The sequence below is a fragment of the Arthrobacter sp. 10N44_2 genome, from assembly GCF_056394385.1.
Window position 1 is genome coordinate 511,641 of the sequence record NZ_JBFTHT010000001.1, and the last position, 25,593, is coordinate 537,233.

The 25,593-nt window shown below is 66.9% G+C and carries 25 protein-coding genes and 1 tRNA gene; 9 read left to right on the forward strand and 17 right to left on the reverse strand.

Annotation, left to right across the window (positions count from 1 at the left end; all coding sequences use genetic code 11):
• Positions 1 to 24: 24 nt before the first annotated feature.
• The 11 genes from AC1DBX_RS02500 to AC1DBX_RS02550 form a co-directional block, all read right to left on the reverse strand.
• Positions 25 to 420, reverse strand: a complete 396-nt coding sequence (locus tag AC1DBX_RS02500; protein WP_024365270.1) for an FKBP-type peptidyl-prolyl cis-trans isomerase — start codon at positions 418 to 420, stop codon at positions 25 to 27.
• A 48-nt stretch (positions 421 to 468) separates the two neighbouring features.
• The gene (locus AC1DBX_RS02505) at positions 469 to 1,404 is read right to left on the reverse strand and encodes an FKBP-type peptidyl-prolyl cis-trans isomerase (protein ID WP_476931008.1); all 936 of its coding nucleotides are present in this window, start codon (positions 1,402 to 1,404) and stop codon (positions 469 to 471) included.
• 111 nt (positions 1,405 to 1,515) lie between these two features.
• Positions 1,516 to 2,880 (reverse strand): Pup--protein ligase, encoded by a 1,365-nt coding sequence (pafA, locus tag AC1DBX_RS02510; protein WP_476931009.1) that lies wholly within the window; start codon positions 2,878 to 2,880, stop codon positions 1,516 to 1,518.
• 1 nt (position 2,881) lies between these two features.
• A complete protein-coding gene (prcA, locus tag AC1DBX_RS02515; protein ID WP_028275580.1) occupies positions 2,882 to 3,589 on the reverse strand; it encodes a proteasome subunit alpha in 708 nt (235 codons plus the stop codon).
• A gap of 1 nt (position 3,590) precedes the next feature.
• Entirely contained in the window at positions 3,591 to 4,433 is an 843-nt protein-coding gene (gene prcB / locus AC1DBX_RS02520) for a proteasome subunit beta (RefSeq protein ID WP_028275579.1), read from the reverse strand.
• Between the two features lie 86 nt (positions 4,434 to 4,519).
• Complete coding sequence (locus AC1DBX_RS02525; RefSeq protein ID WP_026266331.1) at positions 4,520 to 4,723, reverse strand: ubiquitin-like protein Pup; 204 nt, start codon at positions 4,721 to 4,723, stop codon at positions 4,520 to 4,522.
• A gap of 90 nt (positions 4,724 to 4,813) precedes the next feature.
• Positions 4,814 to 6,487: a depupylase/deamidase Dop gene (gene dop / locus AC1DBX_RS02530; RefSeq protein WP_476931010.1), complete on the reverse strand. Its 1,674-nt coding sequence runs from the start codon at positions 6,485 to 6,487 to the stop codon at positions 4,814 to 4,816.
• A complete protein-coding gene (arc, locus tag AC1DBX_RS02535) occupies positions 6,484 to 8,295 on the reverse strand; it encodes a proteasome ATPase (protein WP_476931011.1) in 1,812 nt (603 codons plus the stop codon). Before arc ends, dop begins: the two co-directional genes overlap by 4 nt.
• Before the next feature lie 84 nt (positions 8,296 to 8,379).
• A complete protein-coding gene (locus AC1DBX_RS02540) occupies positions 8,380 to 9,477 on the reverse strand; it encodes a tRNA (adenine-N1)-methyltransferase (RefSeq protein WP_476886552.1) in 1,098 nt (365 codons plus the stop codon).
• 101 nt (positions 9,478 to 9,578) lie between these two features.
• Positions 9,579 to 10,766 carry a site-2 protease family protein gene (locus AC1DBX_RS02545; RefSeq protein WP_223916369.1) on the reverse strand — a complete coding sequence of 396 codons (1,188 nt, stop codon included), beginning with the start codon at positions 10,764 to 10,766 and terminating at the stop codon, positions 9,579 to 9,581.
• Positions 10,759 to 11,556, reverse strand: coding sequence for an HAD family hydrolase (locus AC1DBX_RS02550; RefSeq protein WP_476850917.1), 798 nt, complete (start codon positions 11,554 to 11,556; stop codon positions 10,759 to 10,761). Before AC1DBX_RS02550 ends, AC1DBX_RS02545 begins: the two co-directional genes overlap by 8 nt.
• 153 nt (positions 11,557 to 11,709) lie before the next feature.
• Between AC1DBX_RS02550 and AC1DBX_RS02555 the strand changes: the two genes are divergently transcribed.
• Complete coding sequence (locus AC1DBX_RS02555) at positions 11,710 to 12,615, forward strand: PAC2 family protein (RefSeq protein ID WP_476850918.1); 906 nt, start codon at positions 11,710 to 11,712, stop codon at positions 12,613 to 12,615.
• A 168-nt stretch (positions 12,616 to 12,783) separates the two neighbouring features.
• A complete protein-coding gene (locus tag AC1DBX_RS02560; protein WP_476931012.1) occupies positions 12,784 to 13,302 on the forward strand; it encodes a DUF1269 domain-containing protein in 519 nt (172 codons plus the stop codon).
• Between the two features lie 71 nt (positions 13,303 to 13,373).
• On the opposite strand, the gene mshC is transcribed toward AC1DBX_RS02560, so the two are convergent.
• Both mshC and AC1DBX_RS02570 read right to left on the reverse strand, forming a co-directional pair.
• Positions 13,374 to 14,654 (reverse strand): cysteine--1-D-myo-inosityl 2-amino-2-deoxy-alpha-D-glucopyranoside ligase, encoded by a 1,281-nt coding sequence (mshC, locus tag AC1DBX_RS02565; protein ID WP_230011252.1) that lies wholly within the window; start codon positions 14,652 to 14,654, stop codon positions 13,374 to 13,376.
• Between the two features lie 15 nt (positions 14,655 to 14,669).
• Complete coding sequence (locus AC1DBX_RS02570) at positions 14,670 to 15,503, reverse strand: undecaprenyl-diphosphate phosphatase (RefSeq protein ID WP_476850920.1); 834 nt, start codon at positions 15,501 to 15,503, stop codon at positions 14,670 to 14,672.
• A 50-nt stretch (positions 15,504 to 15,553) separates the two neighbouring features.
• Here AC1DBX_RS02570 and AC1DBX_RS02575 point away from each other — a divergent pair, with 50 nt between their 5' ends.
• Positions 15,554 to 16,489 (forward strand): aldo/keto reductase, encoded by a 936-nt coding sequence (locus AC1DBX_RS02575; protein ID WP_476931013.1) that lies wholly within the window; start codon positions 15,554 to 15,556, stop codon positions 16,487 to 16,489.
• 24 nt (positions 16,490 to 16,513) lie between these two features.
• Here the strand turns inward: AC1DBX_RS02575 and AC1DBX_RS02580 are convergent, their stop codons facing one another.
• Positions 16,514 to 16,786, reverse strand: a complete 273-nt coding sequence (locus AC1DBX_RS02580) for a hypothetical protein (protein ID WP_223916379.1) — start codon at positions 16,784 to 16,786, stop codon at positions 16,514 to 16,516.
• Positions 16,787 to 16,825: 39 nt separating this feature from the next.
• Between AC1DBX_RS02580 and AC1DBX_RS02585 the strand changes: the two genes are divergently transcribed.
• A complete protein-coding gene (locus AC1DBX_RS02585) occupies positions 16,826 to 17,059 on the forward strand; it encodes a DUF5703 family protein (RefSeq protein WP_018772920.1) in 234 nt (77 codons plus the stop codon).
• A 71-nt stretch (positions 17,060 to 17,130) separates the two neighbouring features.
• Here AC1DBX_RS02585 and AC1DBX_RS02590 read toward each other — a convergent pair whose 3' ends face one another.
• Together AC1DBX_RS02590 and AC1DBX_RS02595 are read right to left on the reverse strand one after the other, a co-directional pair.
• Positions 17,131 to 18,294 carry an acyl-CoA dehydrogenase family protein gene (locus AC1DBX_RS02590; RefSeq protein ID WP_476931014.1) on the reverse strand — a complete coding sequence of 388 codons (1,164 nt, stop codon included), beginning with the start codon at positions 18,292 to 18,294 and terminating at the stop codon, positions 17,131 to 17,133.
• Positions 18,295 to 18,310: 16 nt separating this feature from the next.
• A complete protein-coding gene (locus AC1DBX_RS02595) occupies positions 18,311 to 19,627 on the reverse strand; it encodes a M20/M25/M40 family metallo-hydrolase (protein ID WP_476850923.1) in 1,317 nt (438 codons plus the stop codon).
• A 164-nt stretch (positions 19,628 to 19,791) separates the two neighbouring features.
• Here AC1DBX_RS02595 and AC1DBX_RS02600 point away from each other — a divergent pair.
• From AC1DBX_RS02600 to AC1DBX_RS02620, 5 genes are all read left to right on the forward strand, one after another.
• Positions 19,792 to 19,874: transfer RNA gene (locus tag AC1DBX_RS02600), tRNA-Leu, on the forward strand.
• A gap of 669 nt (positions 19,875 to 20,543) precedes the next feature.
• The gene (locus AC1DBX_RS02605; protein ID WP_476931015.1) at positions 20,544 to 21,017 is read left to right on the forward strand and encodes a hypothetical protein; all 474 of its coding nucleotides are present in this window, start codon (positions 20,544 to 20,546) and stop codon (positions 21,015 to 21,017) included.
• A gap of 64 nt (positions 21,018 to 21,081) precedes the next feature.
• A complete protein-coding gene (locus AC1DBX_RS02610) occupies positions 21,082 to 21,567 on the forward strand; it encodes a hypothetical protein (protein ID WP_476931016.1) in 486 nt (161 codons plus the stop codon).
• Positions 21,564 to 22,529, forward strand: a complete 966-nt coding sequence (locus AC1DBX_RS02615) for a hypothetical protein (protein WP_476855884.1) — start codon at positions 21,564 to 21,566, stop codon at positions 22,527 to 22,529. The genes AC1DBX_RS02610 and AC1DBX_RS02615 overlap by 4 nt, the downstream gene beginning before the upstream one ends.
• A 25-nt stretch (positions 22,530 to 22,554) precedes the next feature.
• On the forward strand, positions 22,555 to 23,412 hold the full coding sequence (locus AC1DBX_RS02620) for an oxygenase MpaB family protein (protein ID WP_476855885.1): 858 nt from the start codon (positions 22,555 to 22,557) through the stop codon (positions 23,410 to 23,412).
• A 174-nt stretch (positions 23,413 to 23,586) separates the two neighbouring features.
• Here AC1DBX_RS02620 and AC1DBX_RS02625 read toward each other — a convergent pair whose 3' ends face one another.
• Positions 23,587 to 25,566 (reverse strand): APC family permease, encoded by a 1,980-nt coding sequence (locus AC1DBX_RS02625; RefSeq protein ID WP_476931017.1) that lies wholly within the window; start codon positions 25,564 to 25,566, stop codon positions 23,587 to 23,589.
• Between the last annotated feature and the right edge of the window lie 27 nt (positions 25,567 to 25,593).

A 25,593-nucleotide genomic window follows, 5' to 3' on the forward strand; every position in this document is an offset into this window, starting at 1 on the left:
CGTTCCCCGGGGGGCGGGTGGGGACTAGCGGACGGCGACGAGGTCCACGACGAAGATCAGGGCCTCGTTGGGGCCGATCGCCCCGCCGGCGCCACGGGAACCGTAGGCAAGCTCGGACGGGATCTCGAGCCGGCGGCGGCCGCCGACCTTCATGCCCAGCAGGCCCTGGTCCCAGCCCTGGATGACCTGGCCGACGCCGACCCTGAAGTCCAGCGGCGCGCCGCGGCCCCAGGAGGCGTCGAATTCTTCACCGGTGGACCAGGCGACGCCCACGTAGTGGGTGGATACGGTGTCGCCGGCTTTGGCCTCGGCGCCGTCCCCTTCGATCAGGTCGGTGATGACCAGTTCGGTGGGGACGTCTCCTGCGGGGAAGTCAATTTCCGGCTTCTCGCGGTCGAGGTTGCGCTGTCCAAATGACATGGTTACTCCTTTGAGGTGACGTGTAGTGGTGGCAGTTGTAGCGGTGGATTACTTGACGCCGAGGATATCGACGACGAAGACGAGGTCGCCCTTCGCGTCGCCCTGGCCCTGATCTCCGTAGGCGAGGTCCTTCGGGACGACCAGGAGGACGCGGGAGCCGACCGTCTTGCCGGTCAGGCCCTGGGTCCAGCCCTTGATGACGCCGGTCAGCGGGAAGGTGGCCTTCTTGCCACTCTCGAAGCTGGAGTCGAAGACCTTGCCGGTGGCGAGGGCGACGCCGACGTAGTTGACGGTGATCGTGTCGGTCTCCTTGAGGGCCTGGCCCTTGCCGGTGATGAGGTCCTGGGAGACCAGCGCGGTCGGAGCCTTGACGCCGGCGACGGAGATCTCCGGAACGCCCTTGTCGTTTTCCTTGACGGTCGGCAGTCCGGCCGGCGGGGTGACGGCGTCGCCTTCGGGCTTGTCCAGGACCGGCGGTGCGTCCTTGGCGGAGAGCACCTTGACGATCAGGAGCTGGGTCGGCTTGGCCTCGGCACCCTCGGCTGCGGCCTGGCCGGGAACGGCGAGGGCGAGGTGCGAGCCGATCTTGGCGCCCACGAACGCGTTGTAGATGACGGGGCTGCTGCCCTTGAGCTCGTCGTTCAGTTCCAGCGGCTCGGGATCGTTCGGGAACGTGTCCTCGAGGGTGGAGCCGTCCTTGCCGTTGAACGCCACAATCGAAATGTCGGCGATCTGGTTGGCCTTGACCCGGTCGCCACTGCCCTCGGTGACCACCTTGACAGTGGGTTCCTTGACGTCGAGGGGCTTGGTGAAGTCGACACCGGGGGCCTTCTTTTCACCGTTCTCAGTCAATTTGACCGAGTCCAGCTTGGCGGTCTCACCGGCGGACTGGCTGGTGGGTTCCGGAGCCGGAGGCGCTTCGTTGCCGCCGCAGGCGGTCAGCAGCAGCAGTCCGGGAAGAAGAATTGCTAGTAGTCGGCGCAATTGGAAACTTTCGTCGAGGCAGGGTGGACTCAGTGCCGTTCGGTTTCCCGTGGCAAAGAAAGCGGCGGCCGCAGGGCGGCCCTACCCCAGAATAACGTGCGAAGCTGGGTATCAGCCCATCGAGTCCAGCAGCGCATCCACCCGGTCGTCCATGCTCCGGAAGGGATCCTTGCACAGGATGGTCTGGTGGGCGCGGTCGTTCAGCTTCAGATGGACCCAGTCCACGGTGTAGTCGCGGCCGAGTTCCTGGGCGCGCCGGACGAAGTCGCCGCGGAGTTTGGCGCGCGTGGTTTGCGGCGGGGCATCCACCGCGTCCTTGACCGCGGTGTCGTCCACCACCCGGCGCACGGCCCCGCGGGCCTGGAGCAGGTAGAAGAGCCCGCGGCCACGGGAAATGTCGTGGTAGGTCAGGTCCAGCTGCGCAATCCTGGGAGCGTCAAGGCCCAGCCCGTGCCGTTCCCGGTAGTTGTCCATGAGCTTTTTCTTGATGGCCCAGTCCACTTCGGTATCGATCGTGCTCGTGTCGCCGCTTTCGATGGCGTCCAGCGTGCGCTCCCAGAGGTCCAGGATCAGCGGCACGTGGGGGTTGTGCGCGCCGTGTTCGGCCACGAACGCGGTCACCTTGCCCAGGTATTCGCGCTGGATTTCCAGGGCCGTGAGCTGCCGGCCGTTGGCGAGCCGGACCAGTGCCCGGCCGCTGAGGTCGTGGGAGATTTCCCGGATGCTGCGGATCGGGTTCTCCATCCGCATGTCGCGCATGATCACCCCGGCCTCGATCATCCGCAGGATCAGGTCCACCGTGCCGATTTTGAGCAGCGCCGTCGTTTCGGACATGTTGGAGTCGCCCACGATCACGTGCAGGCGCCGGTAGAACTCGGCGTCCGCGTGCGGCTCGTCCCGGGTGTTGATGATGGGCCTGGAGCGGGTGGTGGCGGAGGAGACGCCTTCCCAGATGTGGTCGGCCCGCTGGGAGAACGCGAAGGTCGCCCCGTGCGGGGTCTTGAGGATCTTGCCGGCCCCGGCGATCAGCTGGCGGGTCACGAGGAACGGGATGAGGATTTCCGCGAGCCGGGAAAATTCCCCGCGCCGCGGGATGAGGTAGTTTTCGTGGCTGCCGTAGGAGTTCCCGGCCGAATCCGTGTTGTTCTTGAACAGGTATACGGTGCCGTTGAATCCCTCCGCCGCCAGCCGTTCCTGGGCTTCGTCCACGAGGTCGCAGAGGATCAGTTCCCCGGCACGGTCATGGGCGATCAGCTGGGCGAGGTCGTCGCACTCGGCGGTGGCGTATTCCGGGTGCGACCCGACGTCCAGGTAAAGGCGCGAGCCGTTGGTCAGGAAGACGTTGGAGGACCGTCCCCAGCTGACCACCTTGCGGAAGAGGTAGCGGGCTACTTCCTCCGGTGCCAGCGGCCGGGACTCCGGGCTTGAATAGGAAATTCCGAATTCGGTTTCGATGCCGAATATGCGCTTGTCCATCTCACTTCTCCTCAGCCAGCAATGCCACGATGTCCGGGTCCTCAAGCCGGCGGAACGCCCGGCGGGTGCCGCGGCCGCTTTCCGATCCCCGGTCCAGTACCGCAACTTCCAGTGCGGATACGGGCAGGGTGGTGGTTTCCTTGTCCGCCACGAGCCCGGCGAGGGCCAGCCGGATGGCGCCCGCGAAGTCGAGTTCGCCCTGCCAGCCCGCCGCGACAGCCTCGGAGACCTTGTCCGCCTGGCCGCCCATCACAATAAAGCCGTGCTCGTCGGCGATGGACCCGTCAAAGGTCAGCCGGTACAGATGGTCCGCCTCCTGGGCCTGACCGACTTCGGCCACGGCCAGTTCGACCTCGAAGGGTTTCTGTTCGGCCGTAAACACCGCGCCGAGGCTCTGTGCGTAGACGCTGGCAAGGCCGCGGGCCGTGACGTCCTCGCGGTCGTAGGAATAGCCCCGGACATCGGCATACCGCACCCCGGCTTGCCGCAGGCTCTCAAACTCGTTGTACTTCCCGACGGCCGCGAACGCGATTTTGTCGTAGATCTCGCCGATCTTGTGCAGGGACGGGGACGCGTTCTCCGCCACGAGGGCAATCCCGTCCCGGCAACTGATGACCACCACCGAACGTCCGCGGGCGATGCCCTTCCGTGCGAAGTCCGCACGGTCCTTCATCAGTTGTTCGGGAGATACATAGAACTGCTGGGTCATCTCAGGCCTCCCGCTGGGCGACAGTGCGGGATTCGATGACGCGGCCGGCCACGGCGGCAAGGTCGCGGTCCGGTACCCGGAAGGCGCCTGTCCGGTTCACGATGTACACCACCGGCCATAGCTGCCGGACGGGGTCCGGGCCGCCGGTGGCGGAGTCGTCGTCGGCGGCGTCGTACAGGGCCTCGACGGCGACCGCCACGGCGTCCTGCTCCGAGAGGCCGGGACGCCAGAGTTTCTTCAGCGCGCCGCGGGCGAACATCGAGCCGGATCCCACCGCGTGGTGCTCCTGTTCCTCGTAGCGGCCGCCCGTGACGTCGTAGGAGAAGAGCCGGCCGAAACCTGCGGGCCGGTCGAATCCTGCGAAGAGGGGCACGACGGCGAGGCCCTGCATGGCCATGGGCAGGTTGCCGCGGACCATGGCGCCGAGCCGGTTCGCCTTGCCGTCCAGGCTCAGGAGCGTGCCCTCGATCTTCTCGTAGTGTTCAAGTTCAACCTGGAACAGCCTGGTGATGTCCAGGGCGATGCCGGCGGTCCCGGCAATGCCCAGCACTGAATACTGGTCGGCGGGAAAGACCTTCTCGATGTGCCGGCTCGCGATCACGTTGCCCATGGTGGCGCGGCGGTCCCCGGCCATCAGCACTCCCCCGGCATAGGTCATCGCCACGATCGTCGTCCCGTGCGGGGCCTGCAGCGGTGCTCCCGGCTGGCCGGCGTGCCCGCCGGCAGGCAACTGGTTGAAAGGCACTTGGCCGAAGGGCATCAAATCGGGCCGTTCGCGCTGCAGATGCTCGGTGAATGAGGACGTCGCGTTGGCTGCTACTCGGTTGGCTGTTGTTTCCTGCACTAACGCTCTCCCTCAACGTGGTGGATCAACGACTCTTCCGGCCCTTAGCCCCTCCCGCCGCCCTCATCCGGCGGCCGGCGGCGCTCCTACTGGCCGCCCTTTTGGACGAATGCGCGGACGAACTCCTCGGCGTTGGACTCCAGCACGCCGTCGATCTCATCGAGGAGATCATCGACGCCCTGGGTGGCTGCCGACGCCTGGGCGTCCGCCGGGGCCGGCGGCGCGGCGGGGACGTCCTCGTCAACCTCGGTGTCCCGCGACTGCGGCTGCTGCTGCTCCTGGCCTGCCATTGTTTTCTCCTTCATGTCCGTCCCTTTTCTCCTAAGGGACATCCTGTAGCAATAGTGCCACGCCCGGGGCGCCCGCGGGGGGCTTTGTTTTCAGGAACCGGGGCTGAGCCCGAGCAGTTCCGCCAGGAACGTCCCGGCCTCCCGGTGCCTGGCAAACAGGCCGCCGGTGAGGGCTTCGGTCCCGCGCAGCGGCTCGCGGGTAGGGACCCGCTGGAGCCTGCCGCGGCCGGGGACATCGAAGATCACCGAGTCCCAGCTGGCCCCCGCGAGGTCTGCACCGAACCTGCTGACGCAGCGCCCGCGGAAGTACGCCCGCGTGTCCGACGGCGGTTCGGTCACCGCACGGGCAATCGCGGCGTCGTCGACGATTCGGTGCATCCGGTCGCGCGCCAGCAGCCGGTAATAGAGCCCTTTTTCGGGGCGGATGTCGGCCCACTGCAGATCCACGAGGCCCAGCCGTGCGTTGTCCCAGCCCAGGCCGTCACGCTGGCGGTAGCCCTCGAGCAGGGACAGTTTGGCGAGCCACTCGACTGAGGATGCGGCCGCCGCCCGGTCACCGCCGAGTTCGCTCAGCGTGGCGAACCACCGCTCCAGGACCTCGTGGGTGTGGCCGTCACCGTCCACGGCGTCCGCGACGCCGGTGTCCTGCGCGTGCTTGGAGGCGGCCTCGAAATAGATCCACTGGAGGTCCAGGGCGCTGATCCGCCGGCCGTCGCCCAGGCGCAGCAACCCGGTGAGCGAGGTGTCGTGGCTGACGGCCTGCAGCGCGGCGACGGGCTCATGGACTTCGATCCGCGGCGCCAGCCCGGCCTCGATCAGGCTCAGGACCATCGCGGTGGTGCCGAACTTGAGGAAGTTGGAGGCCTGGCTGAGGTTGGCGTCGCCGATGATGACGTGCAGCCTGCGGTATTTGTCCGCGGTGGCGTGGGGCTCGTCCCGGGTGTTGATGATGGGGCGGCGGATGGTGGTTTCCAGGCCCACTTCGGTTTCGAAGAAGTCAGCGCGCTGGCTGATCTGGTAGCCGGCCCGGGCGCTGTCCTGCCCGAGGCCCACCCGCCCGGCACCGCAAATGATCTGCCGGGTGACGAAAAACGGTGTGAGGCCGCGCACGATTTCGCCGAAGGGCACCGAGCGGGGCATCAGGTAGTTCTCGTGCGAGCCGTAGGAGACCGATTTGTTGTCCGTGTTGTTCTTGTACAGGTTGATGGGCGGCAGTTCGGGATCCGCAGCGAGGCGCCGGACCGCGGCCAGTGCCACGAGGTCGCCGGCGGCGTCCCACGTGACGGCGGCGCGGGGGTTGGTCACCTCGGGGCTGGAATACTCCGGGTGGGCGTGGTCCACGTACAACCGTGCGCCGTTGCCCAGCACCATGTTCATCAGCAGCGTGCCGGACTCGTCCTCGCCGTCGGCCTCGAGTTCCTGCCGCCCGTAGGCGAGGGCGATCGCCTCGGCGTCGAGGACGGGAGGCTGGTCGGTGAGTTGTTCCGGGTCCGCGCTGCTGCGCTCCAAGGTCCAGCCGCGGGCGTCGTGCAGCGGTTCCTCGTCCGTGTAGTCCCACCGGGTCTCGGCGCCGCCGGCGGCCCGCTGCCGGGTCACCTGCGCGTACGCCTGAATGACCCGGGCTGACATCATCGTGGCGTTGGCTCCCGGGGCCGAGGGCGCGTGGATGCCGTATTCGGTCTCCGATCCCATGACCCGCATCGCCCCGCCGACCGGCAGCCCGCCCGCGGTGTCGGCGGGCTTGCCGGGGACAACAGCCGTCACAGGTACTGGCCTGTGCTGGGCATCGTCTCGATGGACTTCCCGGGCTCCTGGCCGGCCTTGCCCTGGACGATGGTGCGGATGTACGTGATGCGCTCGCCCTTCTTGCCGGAGATGCGTGCCCAATCGTCCGGGTTGGTGGTGTTGGGCATGTCCTCGTGTTCACGGAACTCGTCCACGACCGCCCGGAGCAGGTGGTCGATCCGCAGGCCCTTCTGGCCGATGGTCAACAGGTCCTTGATGGCGTACTTCTTGGCCCGGTCCACGACGTTCTGCACCACGGCGCCGGAGTTGAAGTCCTTGAAGTAGAGCATTTCGGTGTCGCCGTTGGCGTAGGTGACCTCGAGGTATTCGTTGGACTTCTCGGTGGAGTACATCGCCTCGACGGTGCGTTGGACCATGGCGTCCACGGTCGCCTGCACGTCGCCGTTGTGCTCGCCGAGGTCGGACTCGTGGAAGGGCAGGTCCGTGGTGATGTACTTGTTGAAGATGTCGGCCGCGGCCTCGGCGTCGGGGCGCTGGATCTTCACCTTCACGTCCAGGCGGCCCGGGCGCAGGATCGCCGGATCGATCATGTCTTCCCGGTTCGAGGCGCCGATCACGATCACGTTGTCCAGCCGTTCGACGCCGTCGATCTCGCTGAGGAGCTGCGGGACGATGGTGGTTTCGACGTCGGAGGAAATGCCGGTGCCACGGGTGCGGAACAGCGAGTCCATTTCGTCGAAGAACACCACCACCGGGCTGCCCTCGGACGCCTTTTCCCGGGCGCGCGCGAAGATCAGGCGGATGTGGCGTTCGGTCTCGCCGACGTACTTATCGAGTAGCTCGGGTCCCTTGATGTTCAGGAAGTAGCTCTTCATGTCCGTCTTGCCGGCGCGCTCGGCGGCCCGGGCGGCCAGCGAGTTGGCCACGGCCTTGGCGATCAGGGTCTTGCCGCAGCCGGGCGGGCCGTACAGCAGGATGCCCTTGGGCGCCTTCAGCCCGTGCTCCCGGTACAGGTCCGGGTGCAGGAAGGGCAGTTCGACGGCGTCGCGGATCTGTTCGATCTGCGGGCCCAGTCCGCCGATGTCCTGGTAGGTGATGTCCGGGACTTCCTCGAGCACGAGGTTCTCCACTTCGGAGCGCGGGATCTTTTCCAGCGCGTACCCGGTCCGGGAATCAATCGAGAGCGCGTCGCCGACCCGGAGCCGCTGGGCGAGCAGGGCACCGGAGAGCCGGATGACCCGCTCCTCGTCGGCCCGGCCCACCACCAGCGCACGGTCAGGCCCCAGCATTTCCTTGAGCGTGACGAGGTCCCCGGCCCGCTCGTAGCCGAGTCCGGCGACCACCATCAGGGCCTCGTTGAGCAGGACTTCCTGCCCGACGGCGAGCTGGCTGATGTTGACCAGCGGGCTGATCCCAACCCGCATCTTGCGGCCGGCGTTGAAGATATCCACGGATTCCTCCGTGGCCGCCTGGCCGCTGTTCCCGGCCGTCGGCTGCCGTTTGGGGTTGAGCTGGAGGATGGTGCCGAAGCTGTACGGCGGCTGTCCCTCCTGGTCGAGGGCGTTTTTCAGCCGCAGGATCTCGGCCTTGGCCGTTTCCAGCATGCTGACCAGTTTGGAGTTGTTCTGCGTCGCGGCGGCGAGCTGGCGGTCAATGTGGCGGAGCTTGTCCCGGAGGATGTTGACCTGGCGCTCGGCGACGGACAGTTCATTGGCGGCATACCGGTCACCCTCGCCGGCTGCGGCGCGCACCGCATCCGTGCGGGCGGCAGCATCTGCTGCGTCCTCGGCCGGTGTGCGGCCCGGGTCAGTATTCGGAGTCTCCATCGTGCATCAGCCCCTTCCTGCTCTTCTGTTAAGACCATAGCCCTAAGAAGGCGGGTGCCGCTGGAGACATCCGAAATATGCTGCCTAGTTCGTTATCTCCGGGGCGTCGACGACGTTCGTTCCGGCGATTGCGTCGCGGGCGGCGCGGCGCAGCTTTTTGTCCGAGACCGCACGCTCGCCCACAGCGCCCGGGGTCCAGGCGTTGACGTCTTCTTCGTTAAAGTCGGTCTTGGAGGGGCGGCGCTTTACCGAAATGCCCGTGACGCCGTCGGCGAGGCGGCGGGTTACCAGCAGGAAACCCGTGTGGGCGACCATGCGGTGGTCCGGGCGGACGGCCAGGCCTTCGAGATGCCAGCCGCGGACCATGGATTCCCACGCGTCGGGTTCGGTGAAGCGTCCGTCCGCGCGGATGGCTTCGGCTGTCCGCGAAAGCTGCGTCACAGTCGCGACATAATTGATCCACACGCCGCCGGGGGCCAGGACGGTGGCGACGGCGTCGAGGCATTCCCACGGCGCGAGCATGTCCAGGACCACGCGGTCCACGGAGCCGGGTTCCTCGGTGCGCACCACTTCCTCCTGGAAGTCGCCAAGGGAGATCTTCCAGGCCGGGTGCGGTCCGCCGAAGATGGTCTCGACGTTGCCGCGGGCGATGTCCGCGAACTCCTGTCGGCGTTCGAAGGAATGCAGGTAGCCGTTGTCCCCCACCGCGCGCAGCAGGGAGATGGACAGGGCGCCCGAGCCGACACCGGCTTCGACAACGCGTGCGCCCGGGAAGATGTCCGCCATGGTCACGATCTGGCCGGCGTCCTTGGGGTAGACGACGGCCGCGCCGCGGGGCATCGAGAGCACGAAGTCCGAGAGCAGCGGACGCAGGGTCTGGTACTGCTGTCCGACGTTGTTGACCACCACTGAGCCGTCGGGCTTGCCGATGATCTCGTCATGGTTCAGGAAGCCCCGGTGGGTGTGGAAGGCCCCGCCGACTTCGAGGGTGATCGTGTTCATGCGGCCGCGCTCGTCCGTGAGCTGGACGCGTTCGCCTTCGCGGAAGGGTCCGCGGCGGCGCGCCGCGCCGGTGGCACCATTAGCGCTGGCGGCAGTGCTGCCCCCGGCGGCGGGAGTGTCGGTGCCTGCGGCGGCGGTGGTGTTGGCAGTGTTAGTGCCTGCGGCGGTGTCGCTGCTCATGAAGATGTTCCTCGCTCCTGTAAAGCTGTGTGGCCGCGGACATGCCGGCGGGCGCCGGTCCTTGCGCGTGGGGGCCGGAAATTCACGACCGCCCAGTAACTCTACCGGTTCTGCCCCTGGTTCTGGCGTTCGTTCCGGTACTTGCCCGTTATGGCCCGGACGACGGCGGACTGGCGCAGCAGCCCGGTGACGGCGCCCTCGCGGTTCACCACCGCGTACTCCTGGCCCTCGAGCTGGGCCAGGTACTGGACGAGCTCCTGGCCCTTGGACCATTCGGGGACATAGGCGCCCGCGCCAAGGGGGTAGGAGACCGCGGTCAGGGCGGTCGCTGCGGCCAGTCCGGCAGGCACACTGGCTGCGGCGCCGGCGTCGACGATGGCCACGGGACGGCCGTCCCGGTCGCACAGCACCACGGCGGGCTTTCCTGCCGGCGCCCGGTCCAGGAGGTCCGCGACCGTCGCGGTTTCCGGAAGGCCGAGGGCGGGTTCGGCGAGGGCCGCGGCGTCGACGAGGTGCAGCCGGCCCCGCAGGCGGGCCTGCTGGATCGCGGCCGACGCCCCCATCCACAGGAAGCTGCCCACCAGGGCGGTGATGAGGGTGAAGGAAATATCCGGACGTGCGCCGCTGACCAGCGGCAGGACTATGAACCACAGGGCGAGGGCGATCACGATGATCCGGCCCGCCCAGCCTGCCGCAATTGTGCCCTTCTCCTGGCTGCCGGTGGCTTTCCACACGGCGGATTCGACCAGCCGGCCGCCGTCCAGCGGAAGGCCGGGAAGGACGTTGAAGATGCCGATCAGCAGGTTGGCCCAGACGAAGATGTTGGCCAGGATGTCGGCCACGCCGTTCAGGTTGCCGTAGGCAAGCGGGAGCCAGCCTGCGCCGGCAAGGACGAAGTTCGCGGCCGGCCCGGCCATCGCCACCAGGACGGAGCGGCCGGGTGAGGCCGTGAAGCTCTGGAACTGGGTGTGGCCGCCCCAGAGGTTGAGGACAATTTTCTCCGTGGGCCAGTGGAACAGCTTCGCGGTCAGCGCGTGCGCGAGTTCATGGGCCAGCACGGAAATCAGGAGCAGCAGCGCGTAGGCGAAGGCGACGAAGAAGGCGGTGACGCCGAGGCGCGGATTGTTGCTCTGCAGGACCGGCCCGTAGGCGATCACCGTGAAGGCCGCGATGATGAACCAGGAATACGCCAGAAATACCGGAATGCCGGCGATCCGGCCCAGCGGGATCCCTTCCCGGCGGTTAGCGGGAGTCTTGCCGGGTTGCCCCTGGCTGCCGGTGTCAGCCACGGGCGTGGCCCGCGGTCGAGAGTGTGGTCGAGACCGTAGTCGAGACCGTGCCTAAGCGGCCGGTTGGGTCCGCGGCGGCGCCGAAGGTGGCGTCGGGGAAGTCGTGCCGGAGGGCGACGAGCTCCTCCAGGTCAGCGACTGTCCTGCCCTCCAGGGTGTTCCAGGTGGCGCGGCGGGGATCGTGCGGGAGGGGCAGGATGTGCGGGATGGCGACCGTGACGACGCCGGAGGCCACGGCGGCGGCGACACCCGGCACGGAATCTTCCAGGGCCACGCAGTGGTGCAGGCCGAGCTCGGGATCCTGCTGCTGCAGGAGCTCAACGGCCGTGAGGTAAGCCTCCGGGTGCGGCTTCCCCTGCGTCACAGTGTCTCCCGTGACGAGGAACTCGAAGTAGGGCTCGGGCAGGCTCGCAACGATCTCCCGGGCCAGCGGGGCCTCGGACATGGTGACCAGGGCGCAACGGACGCCGGCGTTGTAGAGTTCGTCGAGCAGTTCGCGGGCCCCGGGCCGCCAGGGAATGGAGCTCCGGACCTGGCTGATCACGTGGCCGGTGAGGGTGTCGATGATCTCGCGCCGTTCCAGGGTCACGCCGGCTTCCTGCAGGATTCCCGCGGAAAACATCAGGGACTGTCCCACGAGCTGCATGGCCTGTTCGTGGGACCATTGTCCGCCGTGGGCTTCGACGAGTGCGTGTTCGGCTGCGATCCAGTAGGGCTCGGTGTCGACAATGGTGCCATCCATGTCCCAGAGCGCTGCTTTAAGGAGGGGCCGGGAAGCTGAGGATCGCATGCCTTCCAGTCTACGGGGAAGCCCGCGGCCGGGCGCCCGCGCTACGCCTACGGCGAATTCCGCGCGCCTGACCCTGGGATTTCGGGCGGAAATTGCGGTTCCTTGGCGCGCGATTGCCTGCGCGCGGCGGGTTCTTGGACGTAGGGTGATGGCATGAACAGCTTCGAGGCAGACCCCACCGAACCAGGCGCCGTCTCCGAGCCGGAGCGGCTGCTGCAGCCAGTCCCCGAGGGCCGGCGCATCACCGTCATGCTCGCGGCCTTCGAAGGCTGGAACGACGCCGGAGAGGCCGCCAGCGATGCCCTGCGCTACCTGAACAAGCTCTGGGGCGGCAAGAAGGTCGGGGCGATCGACGCCGACGAGTACTACGACTTCCAGTTCACCCGGCCCACGATCCGGCGGACAGCGGCCGGTGAGCGGAAGATCAAGTGGCCGTCCACGCGGATCTTCAAGGCCAGCGTCCCCGACTCGAATGTGGACGCCATCTTCGTCCAGGGCACCGAGCCGTCCTACAAGTGGCGTGCCTACACCGCCGAACTGCTGGTACATGCCGAGGCGCTGCATGTCGACTACGTCATCCTGGTCGGTGCGCTGCTGGCTGACGTGCCGCACAGCCGGCCCATTCCGGTCAGCACCTCCACGGACGACGCCGCCCTGCGTGAGCGGATGGACCTGGAGGCCTCGCAGTACGAGGGCCCGGTAGGGATTGTGGGCGTGCTCGGCGAGGTGGCCCTGCTGGCCGGGCTCCCGACCGTGTCGCTCTGGGCGGCCGTGCCGCACTATGTAGCCCAGGCCCCGTCGCCGAAGGCGCAGCTGGCCCTGCTGCACCGGGTCGAAGAGCTGCTCCAGGTCCCGCTGGACACCACGGAACTCGTGGAGGAGGCCGACGCGTGGGAACGCGGCGTGGACGAGCTCGCTACAGAGGATCCGGAAATTGCGGCGTATGTGCGCCAGCTGGAGGAGGCCAAGGACACCGCCGACCTTCCGGAGGCCAGCGGTGAATCGATAGCCCGCGAATTTGAGCGCTACCTCAAGCGCCGGGGCAAGGACAAGCCCTAGCCCGCGTCCCGCGTTTCCCTCCCCCTTCCCCCTCCCACCTTTCCCGCGCACTTCCCCTATGGGGGTCTTCCCCCGGACCAGAGTCTTATGACCCTGCCGGCGGCCGCCTGTCGCGGCGAGAGTTGGACCTGGCCGCGACGCCGGCCAACACCGAGTGGAGGGCACACCATGACAGATCACAACTACATCTTGTTCGTGTCGTCGTACGCCGACGAGGGCTCGGCGGCAGAGGATTTCAAGGCGATCAAGGGCTTGGACGACGCGGCCGTCGCGGCTGCCGTCGTCCTGTCGCGTGACTCCTCGGGCAAGACCGAGGTCAAGGAGCACGGCGGCGGACTGGTCGCCGGGGGCACCAAGGCCGGCGCAGTCGGCGGGCTGGTGGTCGGACTGTTCGCTCCGCCACTGCTGCTGTCCGGCGTGATCGGTGCCGGGATCGGCGCCGGTGTGGGTGCCATCAGGAAGCGGCACGAGGAGAAGTCCATCGGCGTCAACGCGGAGGAGTTTCTGCCGCCGGGCTCCTCGGCGATCGTTGCCATCGTCGATGACCTCTACCTCGACCGCGTCGACAAGGCGATCAGCAAGGCCACCAAGAAGGTCAGCAAGGCTGTCGACAGTGGTGACTACGACGCCGTCGTCAAAGCCGTGAACGAGGGCGACGAGAAGATCATCGAAGCCGCTTCGTCCTGACCGGCCGACGCAGCCACCGTGGAGACGGCCGCTGGGTTTTGGGATCTTCCTCCGGGCCGACCGAAAACCGGTTAGAGTTCGACGCCGAGCAGGGCGTTGACGGCGTCGCTCACCAGCGCGGCGTCCGTGGCCGAGGCCTCCCCCGGGGCTGCCAGGGCGGCCTTGGCCCAGGCGTCGACGGCGGCGAGTGCGCCGGGCGCGTTCAGGTCGTTGGCCAGTTCGGTCCGCAGCCTGCCAAGCAGGGCCGCGGCGGAGCTTTCCGGCGCCACGGCGAGGGCCTCGCGCCAGGTGCGGAGCCGGTCTTTGGCCTCGGCGAATCCGGCGGCGGTCCAGGACCAGTCCGTGCGGTAGTGGTGGGCCAGGATCGCGAGGCGGATCGCGGCAGGTTCTTCCCCGTCAGCCCGGAGCCTGGAAACCAGGACAAGATTGCCCTTGGACTTGCTCATCTTCTCCCCGTCGAGGCCCACCATGCCCGCGTGCGCGAAGTGGCGGGCCAGCGGCACGCCCGCCAGCGAGTACGCGTGGCCGGCGCCCATTTCGTGGTGCGGGAAAATAAGGTCCGAGCCGCCGCCCTGGACGGTAAACGGCTTGGGCAGGTACTCCTGGGCGATCACGGTGCATTCGACGTGCCAGCCGGGCCGGCCCTCCCCCAGTTCGCCACCGGGCCAGCTGGGCTCGCCCTCGCGGGCAACCCGCCAGAGCAGCGGATCCAGCGCCTGGCGCTTCCCGGCCCGGCCAGGGTCGCCGCCGCGTTCGGCGAAGAGTTCCAGCATTTCGGCGTCGGAGAGTCCGGAAATGGATCCCAGGGTCCAGGCGTCGACGTCGTCCGTCGAGTGCTTCCCGGCGGCTTCGACGTCGTAGTAGACGTCGCCGTCGGGCTCGCCGCCGGCGCCGGGGACGCGGTACGCGAGCCCGTTGCGCAGCAGGCGCTCGATGGCGGGAACGATCAGGGGAACGGCCTCAACGGCACCGATGTAGTGGTCCGGGGCGAGGACGTTCAGGGCCTCCATGTCGGTCTGGAACAGCTCGATTTGGCTCGCGGCGAGGTCGCGCCAGTCGACGCCTGTGGCCGTGGCGCGCTCCAGGAGGGGATCGTCGACGTCGGTCACGTTCTGGACGTAGGCGACGTGCTGGCCGCCGTCCCGCCACGCGCGGTTGAGGAGGTCGAAGGCGACATAGCTGGCCGCGTGGCCCATGTGCGTGGCGTCATAAGGGGTGATGCCGCAGACATACATGGACTGCTCACCCGTGGCCTCCAGGGTCACAATTCCGCCCTTGGCGGTATCGAAGAGGCTCAGGGCGGGCATGCTGCCGGGGAGCTGGGCAACAGGGCGGGAGGTCCAGGATTTCACAGACCAAGCCTAGTGCTAGGCACTGATGACATTGAAACCGAGCAGCAGGAACAGGGACATTCCCAGGATGATCCGGTACCAGACGAAGAGCCGGTAGCCGCGGGTGGAGACGTATTTCAGGAACCAGCCGATGATGACGTAACCCACAATGAAGGCGATCACGGTGGCCAGGGCGGTTTCCGGGAGACCGTACGGGCCGGTGATGCCTTCCTTGGAGACCACCTTGTACAGCTGGTACAGGCCGCTGCCGAAAACGGCAGGGATTGCCAGCAGGAAGGAGTAGCGGGCCGCCGCCTCACGGGTGTAACCCATCAGGAGCCCGGCGCTGATCGTGCCGCCGGAGCGGGACACACCGGGGAAAAGGGCCAGGGCCTGCGCCAGTCCGTAATAGAGCCCATGTTTGTAGGTCAGCTGCGTCAGTTCACGGTCCTGCCGGCCGATGGTGTCGGCTACCGCGAGGACCATGCCGAAGATAATCAGCATGGTCGCGACGCCCCACAGGCTGCGGAGTACCGATTCGATCTGGTCCTGGAACAGCAGGCCCAGGACGATGATCGGGATGCTGCCCAGGATCACCAGCCAGCCCATGCGCGCATCCGGGTCATGCCGGGACACTTTGCCGGTCAGCGAACCGGCCCAGGCACGGATGATCCGCAGGATGTCGCGCCAGAAATAGACGATCACCGCGGTCTCGGTGCCCAGCTGCGTGATGGCCGTGAAGGCGGCGCCGGGATCGGACGCTTCCGGGAGGAAGGCGCCGACAATCCGCAGATGGGCGCTCGAGGAAATCGGGAGGAACTCGGTCAGCCCCTGTACCAGGCCCAACAGAGCCGCTTGTATCCAGTTCACGTTTATAGACCCTACGTTACGAAGCAGCCCGACCCCGTAAGCTAGCTGACATGCAGCAGCGTTATGTCGGCAACAGTGGGTTGCGCGTGTCCGCCCTATCCCTCGGCACCATGTCCTGGGCCAGGGAAACCGAGGAACAGGATGCCGCCGCCCTGGTGCGCTCCTTCGTCGATGCCGGCGGAACCCTGATCGATACAGCGGCGTCCTACGCCGACGGGCAGGCCGAAGCGATGCTCGGCGGAATACTGGGCGACGTCGTGGCGCGCTCCGAAGTGGTGATCTCCACGAAGGCCGGACTGACGACGGCGGACGGTCGCCGCAGCGTCGACACGTCCCGCAACGGCATGCTCTCCGGGCTGGACGCGAGCCTGGCCCGGATGGGAACCGATTACGTGGATCTCTGGTTCGCGCACGCCTGGGATCCGAATGTTCCGCTGGAGGAAACCCTGTCAGCGCTGGACCACGCGGTGCGGTCCGGCCGGGCGCGTTACGCCGGTGTCTCCAATTTCAACGGCTGGCAGACTGCAAAGGCCGCCGCAATCGCGGGCTTCCCCCTCGTGGCCAACCAGTCCGAATACTCGCTCCTTCAGCGCAACGCGGAGATTGAGCTCATTCCGGCCATCGAGGACGCGGGGCTGGGCCTGATGGCCTGGGCTCCGATGGGACGCGGCGTCCTGAGCGGCAAATACCGTGGCCACATCCCGGCTGATTCCCGGGCCGCCAACCAGCGGTTGGCGACGTACGTGGAACCCTATCTCGGGGGACCGGCGTCCAGCGTGGTGGAAGCCGTCGCCATGGCGGCGAAGGGGCTCGGCCGGACTGCCCTGGATGTGTCGCTGAGCTGGCTGTTGTCCCAACAGGGGGTGGCAACCGCCGTCGTCGGCCCCCGGACACCGGTTCAGCTCAAGGAGATCCTGGATTCGGCGCTCGCGCCGCTGCCGCCGGAGATCGCGCAGGCGCTCGAAGACGTGTCCGACCCCGGCTGAGGCCGCGGGGATCCTCAGGTCGCCCTAGTTCTCGGAATTCTCGAGGATCTCGAGGTCCTCTTCGTCGTCGACATCGTCTTCGTCGCCGTCTTCGTCGCCGTCGATCACTTCGAGCGGCGTCACTTCCCCATACGCCTCATACAGGGCATCGTCGTAGACTTCAAAGGCATCGGCAACGGCGAAGAACGCCGCCTCGACCGCGGGATCCCCGTCACTTCTGCGGGCAGAGGCCGCCGCCAGGTGTTCTTCCAGTGCAGAGGTCAGGGACTGAAGCGCGACACGCGGATCGATGCTCATGACTTCACGTTAGTCGGAAAAAGACGAAAATGGAGAGCAATGAAAGAACATTTTCTGAGCAGCTCGGTCCGGCGGGAACGGGACTATGTCAAGCAGTACGAGTACCTCGTTCTGACGGTCGGCCCTGAGGATTCGCTCCCCGAGGCCCGCCGCCGGCTCGTGGAGCATTCCGAGTACGGCAAATGGGAACTGGAACGCAGCCGCCTCTACGTGGGCGGCGGGCGGCGTTTCTGGCTGCGCCGGAAAGTCATCCAGGTCCAGCGCACCGTCTAGGCCGCACACGGATCCCGGCCGCGCATCGGCCGGGATCGGCAGCCACGAACGCCGCGGGGAGTCCTGGGCGCCTAGTGTGTCTCCAGCGGGCCCAGCCAGGCGTTCGCCACGGTATTGTGCGCCGACTCGTCATCTGATGGGTGGAACATGCCGGCGAGCACGTCCCGGTACAGCCGCTCCAGCTCGGAGCCGCGGAAGTAGCTGGAGCCGCCGGATACCCGGATGGCGAGGTCCACCACGGTGCGCGCCGTCTCCGTGGCCCGGACCTTGAGCCCCACGAGCCGGGGGAACCATTGGCTGCCGTGGTCCGCGAGGGCGTCGACGTCGGCCGCCACGGAGGACAGCTGCGGGTAGAGCGCATCCATGGCCATCGCCGCCTCCGCCACCTTCCAGCGGATGTCCGGGTCCTGGGCGTAGCTGCGGCCGCCGTTCTTGAACGATGTCCGGCGCTGCACCGCTTCCACCCCGAGCGTGAGGGCCCGTTCGCCGATTCCGGTGTACACAGCGGCGAGGAGGGTTTCGAAGCAGGCGAAGATCGCGAAGATCAGGGGGTCGGCGTTCGGGCCCACCGGCAGTTTCCGGAAAATCCGTTCGGCCGGGACGACGGCGCCCTCCAGGAGGGTCGTGTTGGACTGGCTGGCCCGCATGCCGAGCGTGTCCCAGTCGGGCAAAATCTCGTAGCCGGGGGTTTCCCGGGTGATGAACCCGTGGACCAGTTCCCCGGCGCCGTCCGCGGCGCTGGCGTCCTTTCCGAAGATGCCCAGCCGGGTCCACGCCGGTGACAGGCTGGTGAAGATCTTGCGGCCCGTGAAGCTGTAGCCGCCGTCGTGCAGCGGGACGGCCTCCGTGCGGGAATCGAACAGCACGGAATCGTTGCCTGCCTCCGAATTGCCGAAGGCGAAGACCTCACCCTGTGCCGCCTCCTGGAGGATGAAATCCAGCGAGGAGTCACCGCGGGCGGCAAGGACGTGGGCGACGCCGGTCCACACCAGGTGCATGTTGACGGCCAGCGCCGTGGCCGGCGCCGCGGTCGCCAGCAGGCGTTGCAGCTGCGCCGCTTCCGCAAGCCCGAGTCCGAGTCCGCCGTCGATCACCGGGACGAAAATTTTCAGGTAGCCGGCCGCCGTGAGCTCCGCGAGGTCCTCGTGGAAGAAGGCGTTGTCGCGGTCGTAGCCGGCGGCGCGGCCGCGGATCCGTTCCAGCAGCGGACCACTCAGGATGTCCTCGGGCGTCATGTCAGGCGGTGTCCGCTCAGTAGTTGGTGAGCAGGGTGTCCAGCACCCGTGCGCCGAATTTCAGGGAATCCGCCGGGACCCGTTCGTCGACGCCGTGGAACATGCCGGTGAAGTCGAGCTCGTCCGGCAGCATCAACGGGGCGAAGCCATAGCCGGTGATGCCGAGCCGGCTCAGGGACTTGTTGTCGGTCCCGCCGGAGAGCGTGTACGGCAGCACCTTGGCGCCCGGATCCTCGGAATGCAGGGCGTCGATCATCGAATCGACGAGGTTGCCGGCGAACGGCACCTCCAGCGAGACGTCGTTGTGCACGTAGCTGATGTCCACTCCGGTGCCGGCGAGTTCGCGCACGATTTCCAGCACCTGCTGTTCCTGCCCGGGCAGGGTCCGGCAGTCGATGAGGGCCTCGGCCGATTCCGGAATGACGTTGTGCTTGTAGCCGCCTTTGAGCAGGGTGGGGTTGGTGGTGTTCTGCAGTGTGGCGCCGACAAAGCGGGCCACCGTGCCGAGTTCCTTGAGGATCTTCTCCGGATCGTCGGGATCGAATTCGACCCCGGTGAGTTCGGTAACGCCGTCGAGGAACTGCCGCGTGGTCGGCGTGAGCTCGATCGGCCAGTTATAGGCACCAATCCGGGATACCGCGCCGGCAAGCCTGGTCACGGCGTTGTCGGTGTTGATCTGGGAGCCGTGGCCCGCGCGGCCGTGGGCCACCAGGCGGAGCCAGGAGAGGCCCTTTTCCGCCGTCTGGAGCAGATAGGTGCGCTGGCCGCCGATGGTGGCGGAGAAGCCGCCGACTTCGGAGATCGCCTCCGTGGCGCCCTCAAAGAGTTCGGGCCGCTTCTCGACGGCGTAGCGGGCGCCGTAGGTGCCGCCGGCTTCCTCGTCGGCGAAGAACGCGAAGATGAGGTCGCGCTTGGGTTTGCGTCCCGTGCGGGCGAAGTTGCGCAGCACGGACAGGATCATGGCGTCCATGTCCTTCATGTCCACGGCGCCGCGTCCCCAGATCAGGCCGTCCTTCAGTTCGGCGCCGAAGGGGTCAACCGACCACTGTTCGCGCAGGGCCGGGACGACGTCCAGGTGGCCGTGGACCACCAGTGCGCTGGCGGAGGGGTCCTCCCCCGCCAGCCGGGTGACCACGCTGGCGCGGCCGGGGGCTGCTTCGAAGATTTCGGCGTCCAGCCCGACTTCGGCCATGAGCCCGGCGGTGTATTCGGCGGCCGCGCGTTCACCGGGGCCGGAGCCGTCGCCGTAGTTGGACGTGTCGATCCGGATCAGCTCCTGGCAGATCCTGACGACCTCATCCTCTGGCCTGGTTTCGGTCCGGGTGTCAGTCATAGCGGCTCCTCGTGGCGGGTGGCTCAATTGCTTGCTTCAGCCTACCCACACCACCCCCGCGGACCCCGATTATTTGTTTCCGGAAAAGTCGTGCTAGAGTCTTTCTCGCTGCTTCCGAGAAAAGCAAAACGCTGAAAGGCGAAACGAACTCGGAATTACCACCTGCGCGGGTGGCGGAATGGCAGACGCGCTAGCTTGAGGTGCTAGTCCTCGAAAGGGGGTGGGGGTTCAAGTCCCCCTCCGCGCACAAGGGAAAACCCCTGGAATCCACGGATTCCAGGGGTTTTTTTCTGCTTCCCCGCCGACGGGCCGCGGCTTCGCCCCCGCTGCCGCTGAATACCAATACCCGCTGCCCCGGCCCGGAGCCCACCGGACGTGCCCGCCAGAGGATGGCCGCGCAGCGTTCTCGCCCCGTGGTCGCCGGCGTAGAGTCTGCGCAAGAGACTTGCAAGCAGATCGAGGGATGACAAATGACAGTTAGAGGCTGGAACCCGCTGGTGCTGTTGCCCGTCGCGTTCATCGTCGTCTTCGTGGTTTGGGCAGCTCGACGGGCCCGAGGCCGGAAGTCCAAGGACTAACGACCCGCTGAGCCGCTGTGCGCTTGTCGGTACAAGGGTGCTGAGCCGCCGCGGCCGGGCCAACCAAAAGACCGCATCCCTGCCGGCCCCCCAAAAGCTCCTGCAGGAATGCGGCCGTCGTGGCGTCAGCCGGAGCGTGGCTCCCCTGACGGGCAACCCTTAGGCTGCGTGCCTCCACTATGGAGGCGGTACCGGAGGCGTGGCCCGGTGCCCCTCCGATGCAGAAATAGACATGTCCAATTCTGTTTTCAGAGGGTAATGCAAAATTATTGGACATGTCCAATCGGATGATATTGTCTTCTGGATCCACCCTTCGACCGCAGAAAAGGAGCCGCGCGATGAACGACGCGTCAGTCGATTCCGGGCCGGGCGCGGCACTCGCAAGGAAGCTGAACCTTCTCCTGGATTCCTCGGAAGCCGCCGGGAATAAGATCACCTTCAACGACGTCAGCGCCGCCATGAAGACGGCCGGCACCCCGATCTCCCGCGCCCGCTGGCACTACATGCGCACCGGGTCCGGGCCCGAGGTGAAGAAGACCGAGCTCCTGCAGAACCTCGCAAAGTTTTTCGGCGTGAACCGCGACTACCTGCTGCACGACCAGGACGAACTGCCCCGGAAAGTCGAAGCCCAGCTGGACCTCCTGGCCAGCATGCGGGCCAACAAGGTCCGCAATTTCGCTGCCCGGCAACTCGGCGGCCTGTCACCCGAGACGCTCCTTCAGATCCGGGACCTCATCGACGAGCAGCTGGCGGAGACGAACGTCACTTCTTCCGACACGCCGGGTGCCGGAAAGGCCTCTGAACAGGGCTGATACGCTCCTCCTTGGAGTCGGAGGGACTCCGGCCCCCTATCGGACCATCCCAAGGATCAGCGCCATGGACTACAGCGTCGCCCGAGCGCGGGCCCGGACTGCGGAAGAAGGCCTGCGGCTGCAGGAGCCGGTCTCCATGCGTTCCATCAAGAGCCGCCTGGAGACCGCGAGCGGGCGTCCAATTGTCATCAGGCCGATCGACAACACCCCCACCGACAAGGTCTGTGGCCTGTGGTTCGGCCTGGACGGCCTGGACCTCATCCTCCACGCCAAGTCGGCGTCAGAGGTGCACCGCCAGCAGATCGTCCTGCACGAGTTCGCCCACATGATCCTCCGCCACGAGCAGGAAGTCCTCTCGCACGACTACGCCCAGGTCTTCTTCCCGGACCTCGACCCGGAGCGCGTCGTCTCGGCCCTGAAACGCACCGACTTCGCCGACGAGCTCGAGGTAACGGCCGAACTCCTTGCCGACCGGCTTGCCTCCCGCATCCGCCGCTCCTACCAGCAGCCGGACGCGGAGCCGGGCAACTTCGGGGCGGTCTTCGGATGATGCAGTTCCTCATGGCCGCGGCACTGTTCCTGTTGGCCGGGGCCCGCATTCCCGCCCTGCTTCGCAGCCGGAGCGACCTGGTGTTCTCCTGTGCCGTGTACGGAGGCGTGGGCTCTTTGCTCATGTCCCCGATTGTCTACGTCCCCGTCGATACGGCCCTCGGCGGCATGAACCTGGTCAAACTGGTCCTGAACTCCCTGATGATTATCTCGCTCTGGTATCTGCGCCTCGCCGCATACGCCGCCATCGCCCCGGAAGCCGGCGGCCGCCGGACCTGGTGGACACGGACACTGCCTTTGACGCTCACGCTGAGCCTGCAGACCGCGTTCTTCCTCCTCACAGGACCCACCGTCACGACCACCGCCTGGGGCATCTACGAGGACCGTTTCCCGGCTCTCCTGTTCTCACTGATGCTCACCCTCTTCATCTGTTCGATGAGCGCGGAAATTGCCGTGATCTGCTTCCGCTACGTCCCGCGGATGAGCCGCCCGTTCCGCGTCGGTTTCTCCATGCTGGGCGCCGGCTGCATCATGGGCTTCCTGGTGATGGCCGAGATGTGTCTGTCCTTGTTGGCCCGGCACCTGACATTCCTGGCCGTACTGGTCAGGCCTGGCTTCCCGTACCATCAGCTGGAACTGGTTGCGACCGTCCTGGCCGGCGCCGGGCTCACGATCCCGGCGGTTGCCGGCAGGGCTGCCCGCAAAAACCTGCACCGCCGGAACACCGAAACCCTCGCACGCGTCGAGGCCATCTGGTCCAAGGCGCTGAAGAGCACGTCGCTTGACCGGACCCTTGAGGCCGACCCCCAGGCACCGGTACAGGACAGGCTGCACCGGATGGTTGTCGAAATCCGGGACGCTGAACTCGCTGCGGGCACTTCGGCGACGTTCCTGACCGCGGAGGAGCGCAGCTACCTGCTCTCCGTTGAAGCAAAGCTCCATAACTCCCCCGCCCCGGCATAGCCTGCGACAGCTACAGAAAGCCGCCATGCAACTCCTCACGCACCCGACCCGCCGAACACGCCCGAGCGGTACGGACATGTACGGGATCTACCGGAACATGGTCCTCTTCGATTTCAAGACTGAAATCCATTCGGGCTTCTTCGTCGCCTATTACCGCAACTTCGCCATCCCCTCCACAGCGAGGACCCTGGCGGCGACCGGAGAGATGAAATCCCGGCCGATGAAGCGCTCCTACGACACCGGCATCGTCCTCCACGAGATCATCGCCAACGGGTTCGAGCACGAACGCAGCCAGGCCATGATCAAACTGCTCCGCCGGGTCCACAACGGGGTGTCCGGCACCCCGGACGACTTCGTCTACGTCCTCATGACCTTGCTTGTCCTGCCGCTGCGCTGGACCGAACGTCACGGCTGGCGCCGGTTGACGGAGTTGGAGAAGCGGGCCGCCACGGATTTCTACGCCGAACTGGGCCGGCAGATGGGGCTTGAGGGCATCCCGGCCACCTTCGCGGAGGCGGAACGGTTCCTGGACGAATACGAGGACCGGAACATGGGCCCGAGCCCCGAGGGCTCGATGCTGTTCAATGCGACCGTCGCGGCCTTCGCCAGCCGTATCCCCGCCCTGCTTCGCCGATTCACCCCGACCATCCTGGCGCTGATGATGGACAAACCCCAGGTCGCTGTTGCCCTGGGCCTGAAACCTGCCCCGGCAGTGCTGCGCGTACCGTTCAACGCGGTGCTGCGGTTCCGCTCCCTCAAGGCCAGGTTGCGTCCCTTGCCGACCGAGCCCATATTTGTGCCGGGAAGGATGAACGTCGTGGCATACCCGGACGGATACACCCTGGACCAGATCGGCCCTTGGGGGAAATCAGCCAACGTCTGAGGCCCGGGCTGCTTACCGCCGTCGACCCTGGGGTGGACCCGACGCACCCGTGACGGGCCTGCGTGCTGACCGAAGACGACGACGCGGACTCCGACTACGCGCGAACAGGCCCGCCGGAACCTGAACTGCTCAAATCCCGGCGGGGCTGTTCGTTGTGGTTAGAGTGCGCTCTGCCTAGCCCACGTGGATGGCGGGCCGGAGTGCCTGGTCGGGCTCGGTCTCGCGGAGGATTTCGCGCACCAGCGGCGCGGTGTCGCCCTCGCCCAGGAACAGGTACCGCATGAGGTGGCCGACGGGGTTGCCCTCGGACCACTCGAAGTAGCACTGGGGCTTCGTGCCGGTCGAGTCGCGCATGGCCAGCAGGACGGCCGCGATCGCGTTCGGCACGGCCGGGGACTCCACCCGCAGGACCCGGTAGCCGTCCACTTCGACGCCTTCGACCCGGAGCGTGTGGCTGAACGCCGAAGGATCGGAGATTTCCACTTCCAGGAAGATGACATCCGCCGGGCCCGGGACGGGGTTCAGCCCGCGCTGTTCGTACTCTTTGTCCGCGTACTCAGCCTTGTCACCGGCTTGGCGCTTGTTGGCGATGACGTTCAGTTGCCCGTCGAAGGCAATCGAATCGGTGATGAACTGCCGGGCTGCCTCGTCGAACTCGATGGTTTCCAGCCGCAGTTCGGTGGTGCGCTGGACCCGGGAGATGAGCGAGACGACGATGATGCCGGCGATGAAGAACGCCGAGATCGCGATGCCGTCGGGCTTTTCGATGACATTGGCGCCCAGCGCGTACAGCAGGACCAGGGTCAGCGCACCGAAGCCGATGGTTCCGGCGCGGCTGTGCCGGCGGATCGCGGAGACGGTCACGGCGACGGCTCCGGATACCATCATGGCCAGGATGCCGGTGGCGTAGGCACCTGCCTGGGCGTTGACGTCGGCGTTGAAGGCGATGGTGATGCCGACGCTCAGCACGGTGTAGACGATTACGACCGGGCGGACGGCCCGGCCCCATTCCGGCGCCATGCCGTAGGCCGGCAGGTACCGGGGCACGATGTTGATGAGTCCGGCCATGGCGGAGGCTCCGGCGAACCAAAGGATCAGGGCGCTGGAAATGTCGTAAACGGTGCCGAACTCGGCGCCGAACAGGTCGTGGGCGAGGAACGCCAGGGCGCGGCCGTTGGCCTGTCCGCCCTCCTCGAACTCCTTGGCCGGGATCATGACCGTGGTGAGGAAGCTGGTGGACATCAGGTAGACGCTCATGATGGCCGCCGCCGTGGTGAGCAGCTTGCGGGTGTTCCTGACCCGGGACGCCATGATCTGCTCGGGGCTGTCGCCGGTGGCCTTGATCAGCGGCATCATCGAGACGCCTGTCTCGAACCCGGACAGGCCCAGGACCAGCAGGGGGAAGGCGATGACGGCGGGCCCGATCAGGTCCATGGGGCCGCCGCCGGCGCTGGCGAGCAGCCGGTCGGTCCAGCCGGCGATCAGGGACGGTTCGGAGAGAACATGGGCGAATCCTGCGGCGACGACCGCGGCGTTCAGGAGCAGGTAGACGGCCACAAGCGGAATGGCGACGCCGACGGCCTCGTTGAAGCCGAGCAGGAACACCCCACCCAGGATCAGCAGCAGGATCACCGTGATGATCACGGCACTGCCTTTCAATCCCGCAGGCACGATCGGGTTTTCGAGCAGGTGCACCGTCGCGTCCGCTCCGGAGAGGGTGATGGTGATGATCCACGAGGTCGCAACGAACCCGAGCAGCAGCAGGACGAAGAACTTGCCGCGCCAGAACGGGAGCAGCTTCTCCAGCATGGCAACCGAGCCCTGCCCGTGCGGGCTCTCCTGCGCGACCCGGCGGTACATGGGGAGCATGCCCAGCAGGGTCAGGGCCACAATGAGCAGGGTGGCCAGCGGCGACAGGGCACCGGCGGCCAGGGCGGCGATACCGGGAAGGTATGACAGGGTGGAGAAATAGTCGACGCCGGTCAGGCACATGACTTTCCACCAGGCGTTGGGCTTGTGATCTTCCTCGGCTTCGGGGCCGGCGGGTGCGACCTGGTTGGCCAGTAGCCAGCGGACCAGGGGCTTGTGGTCCGGGCGGTCGGCCTGCTTCAGGTCAACTTGCGCCGGGACGGCGTGGTCAGAAGTGGTCTGCATCGGATCTTTCTGTTGGTGGCCGGGCGT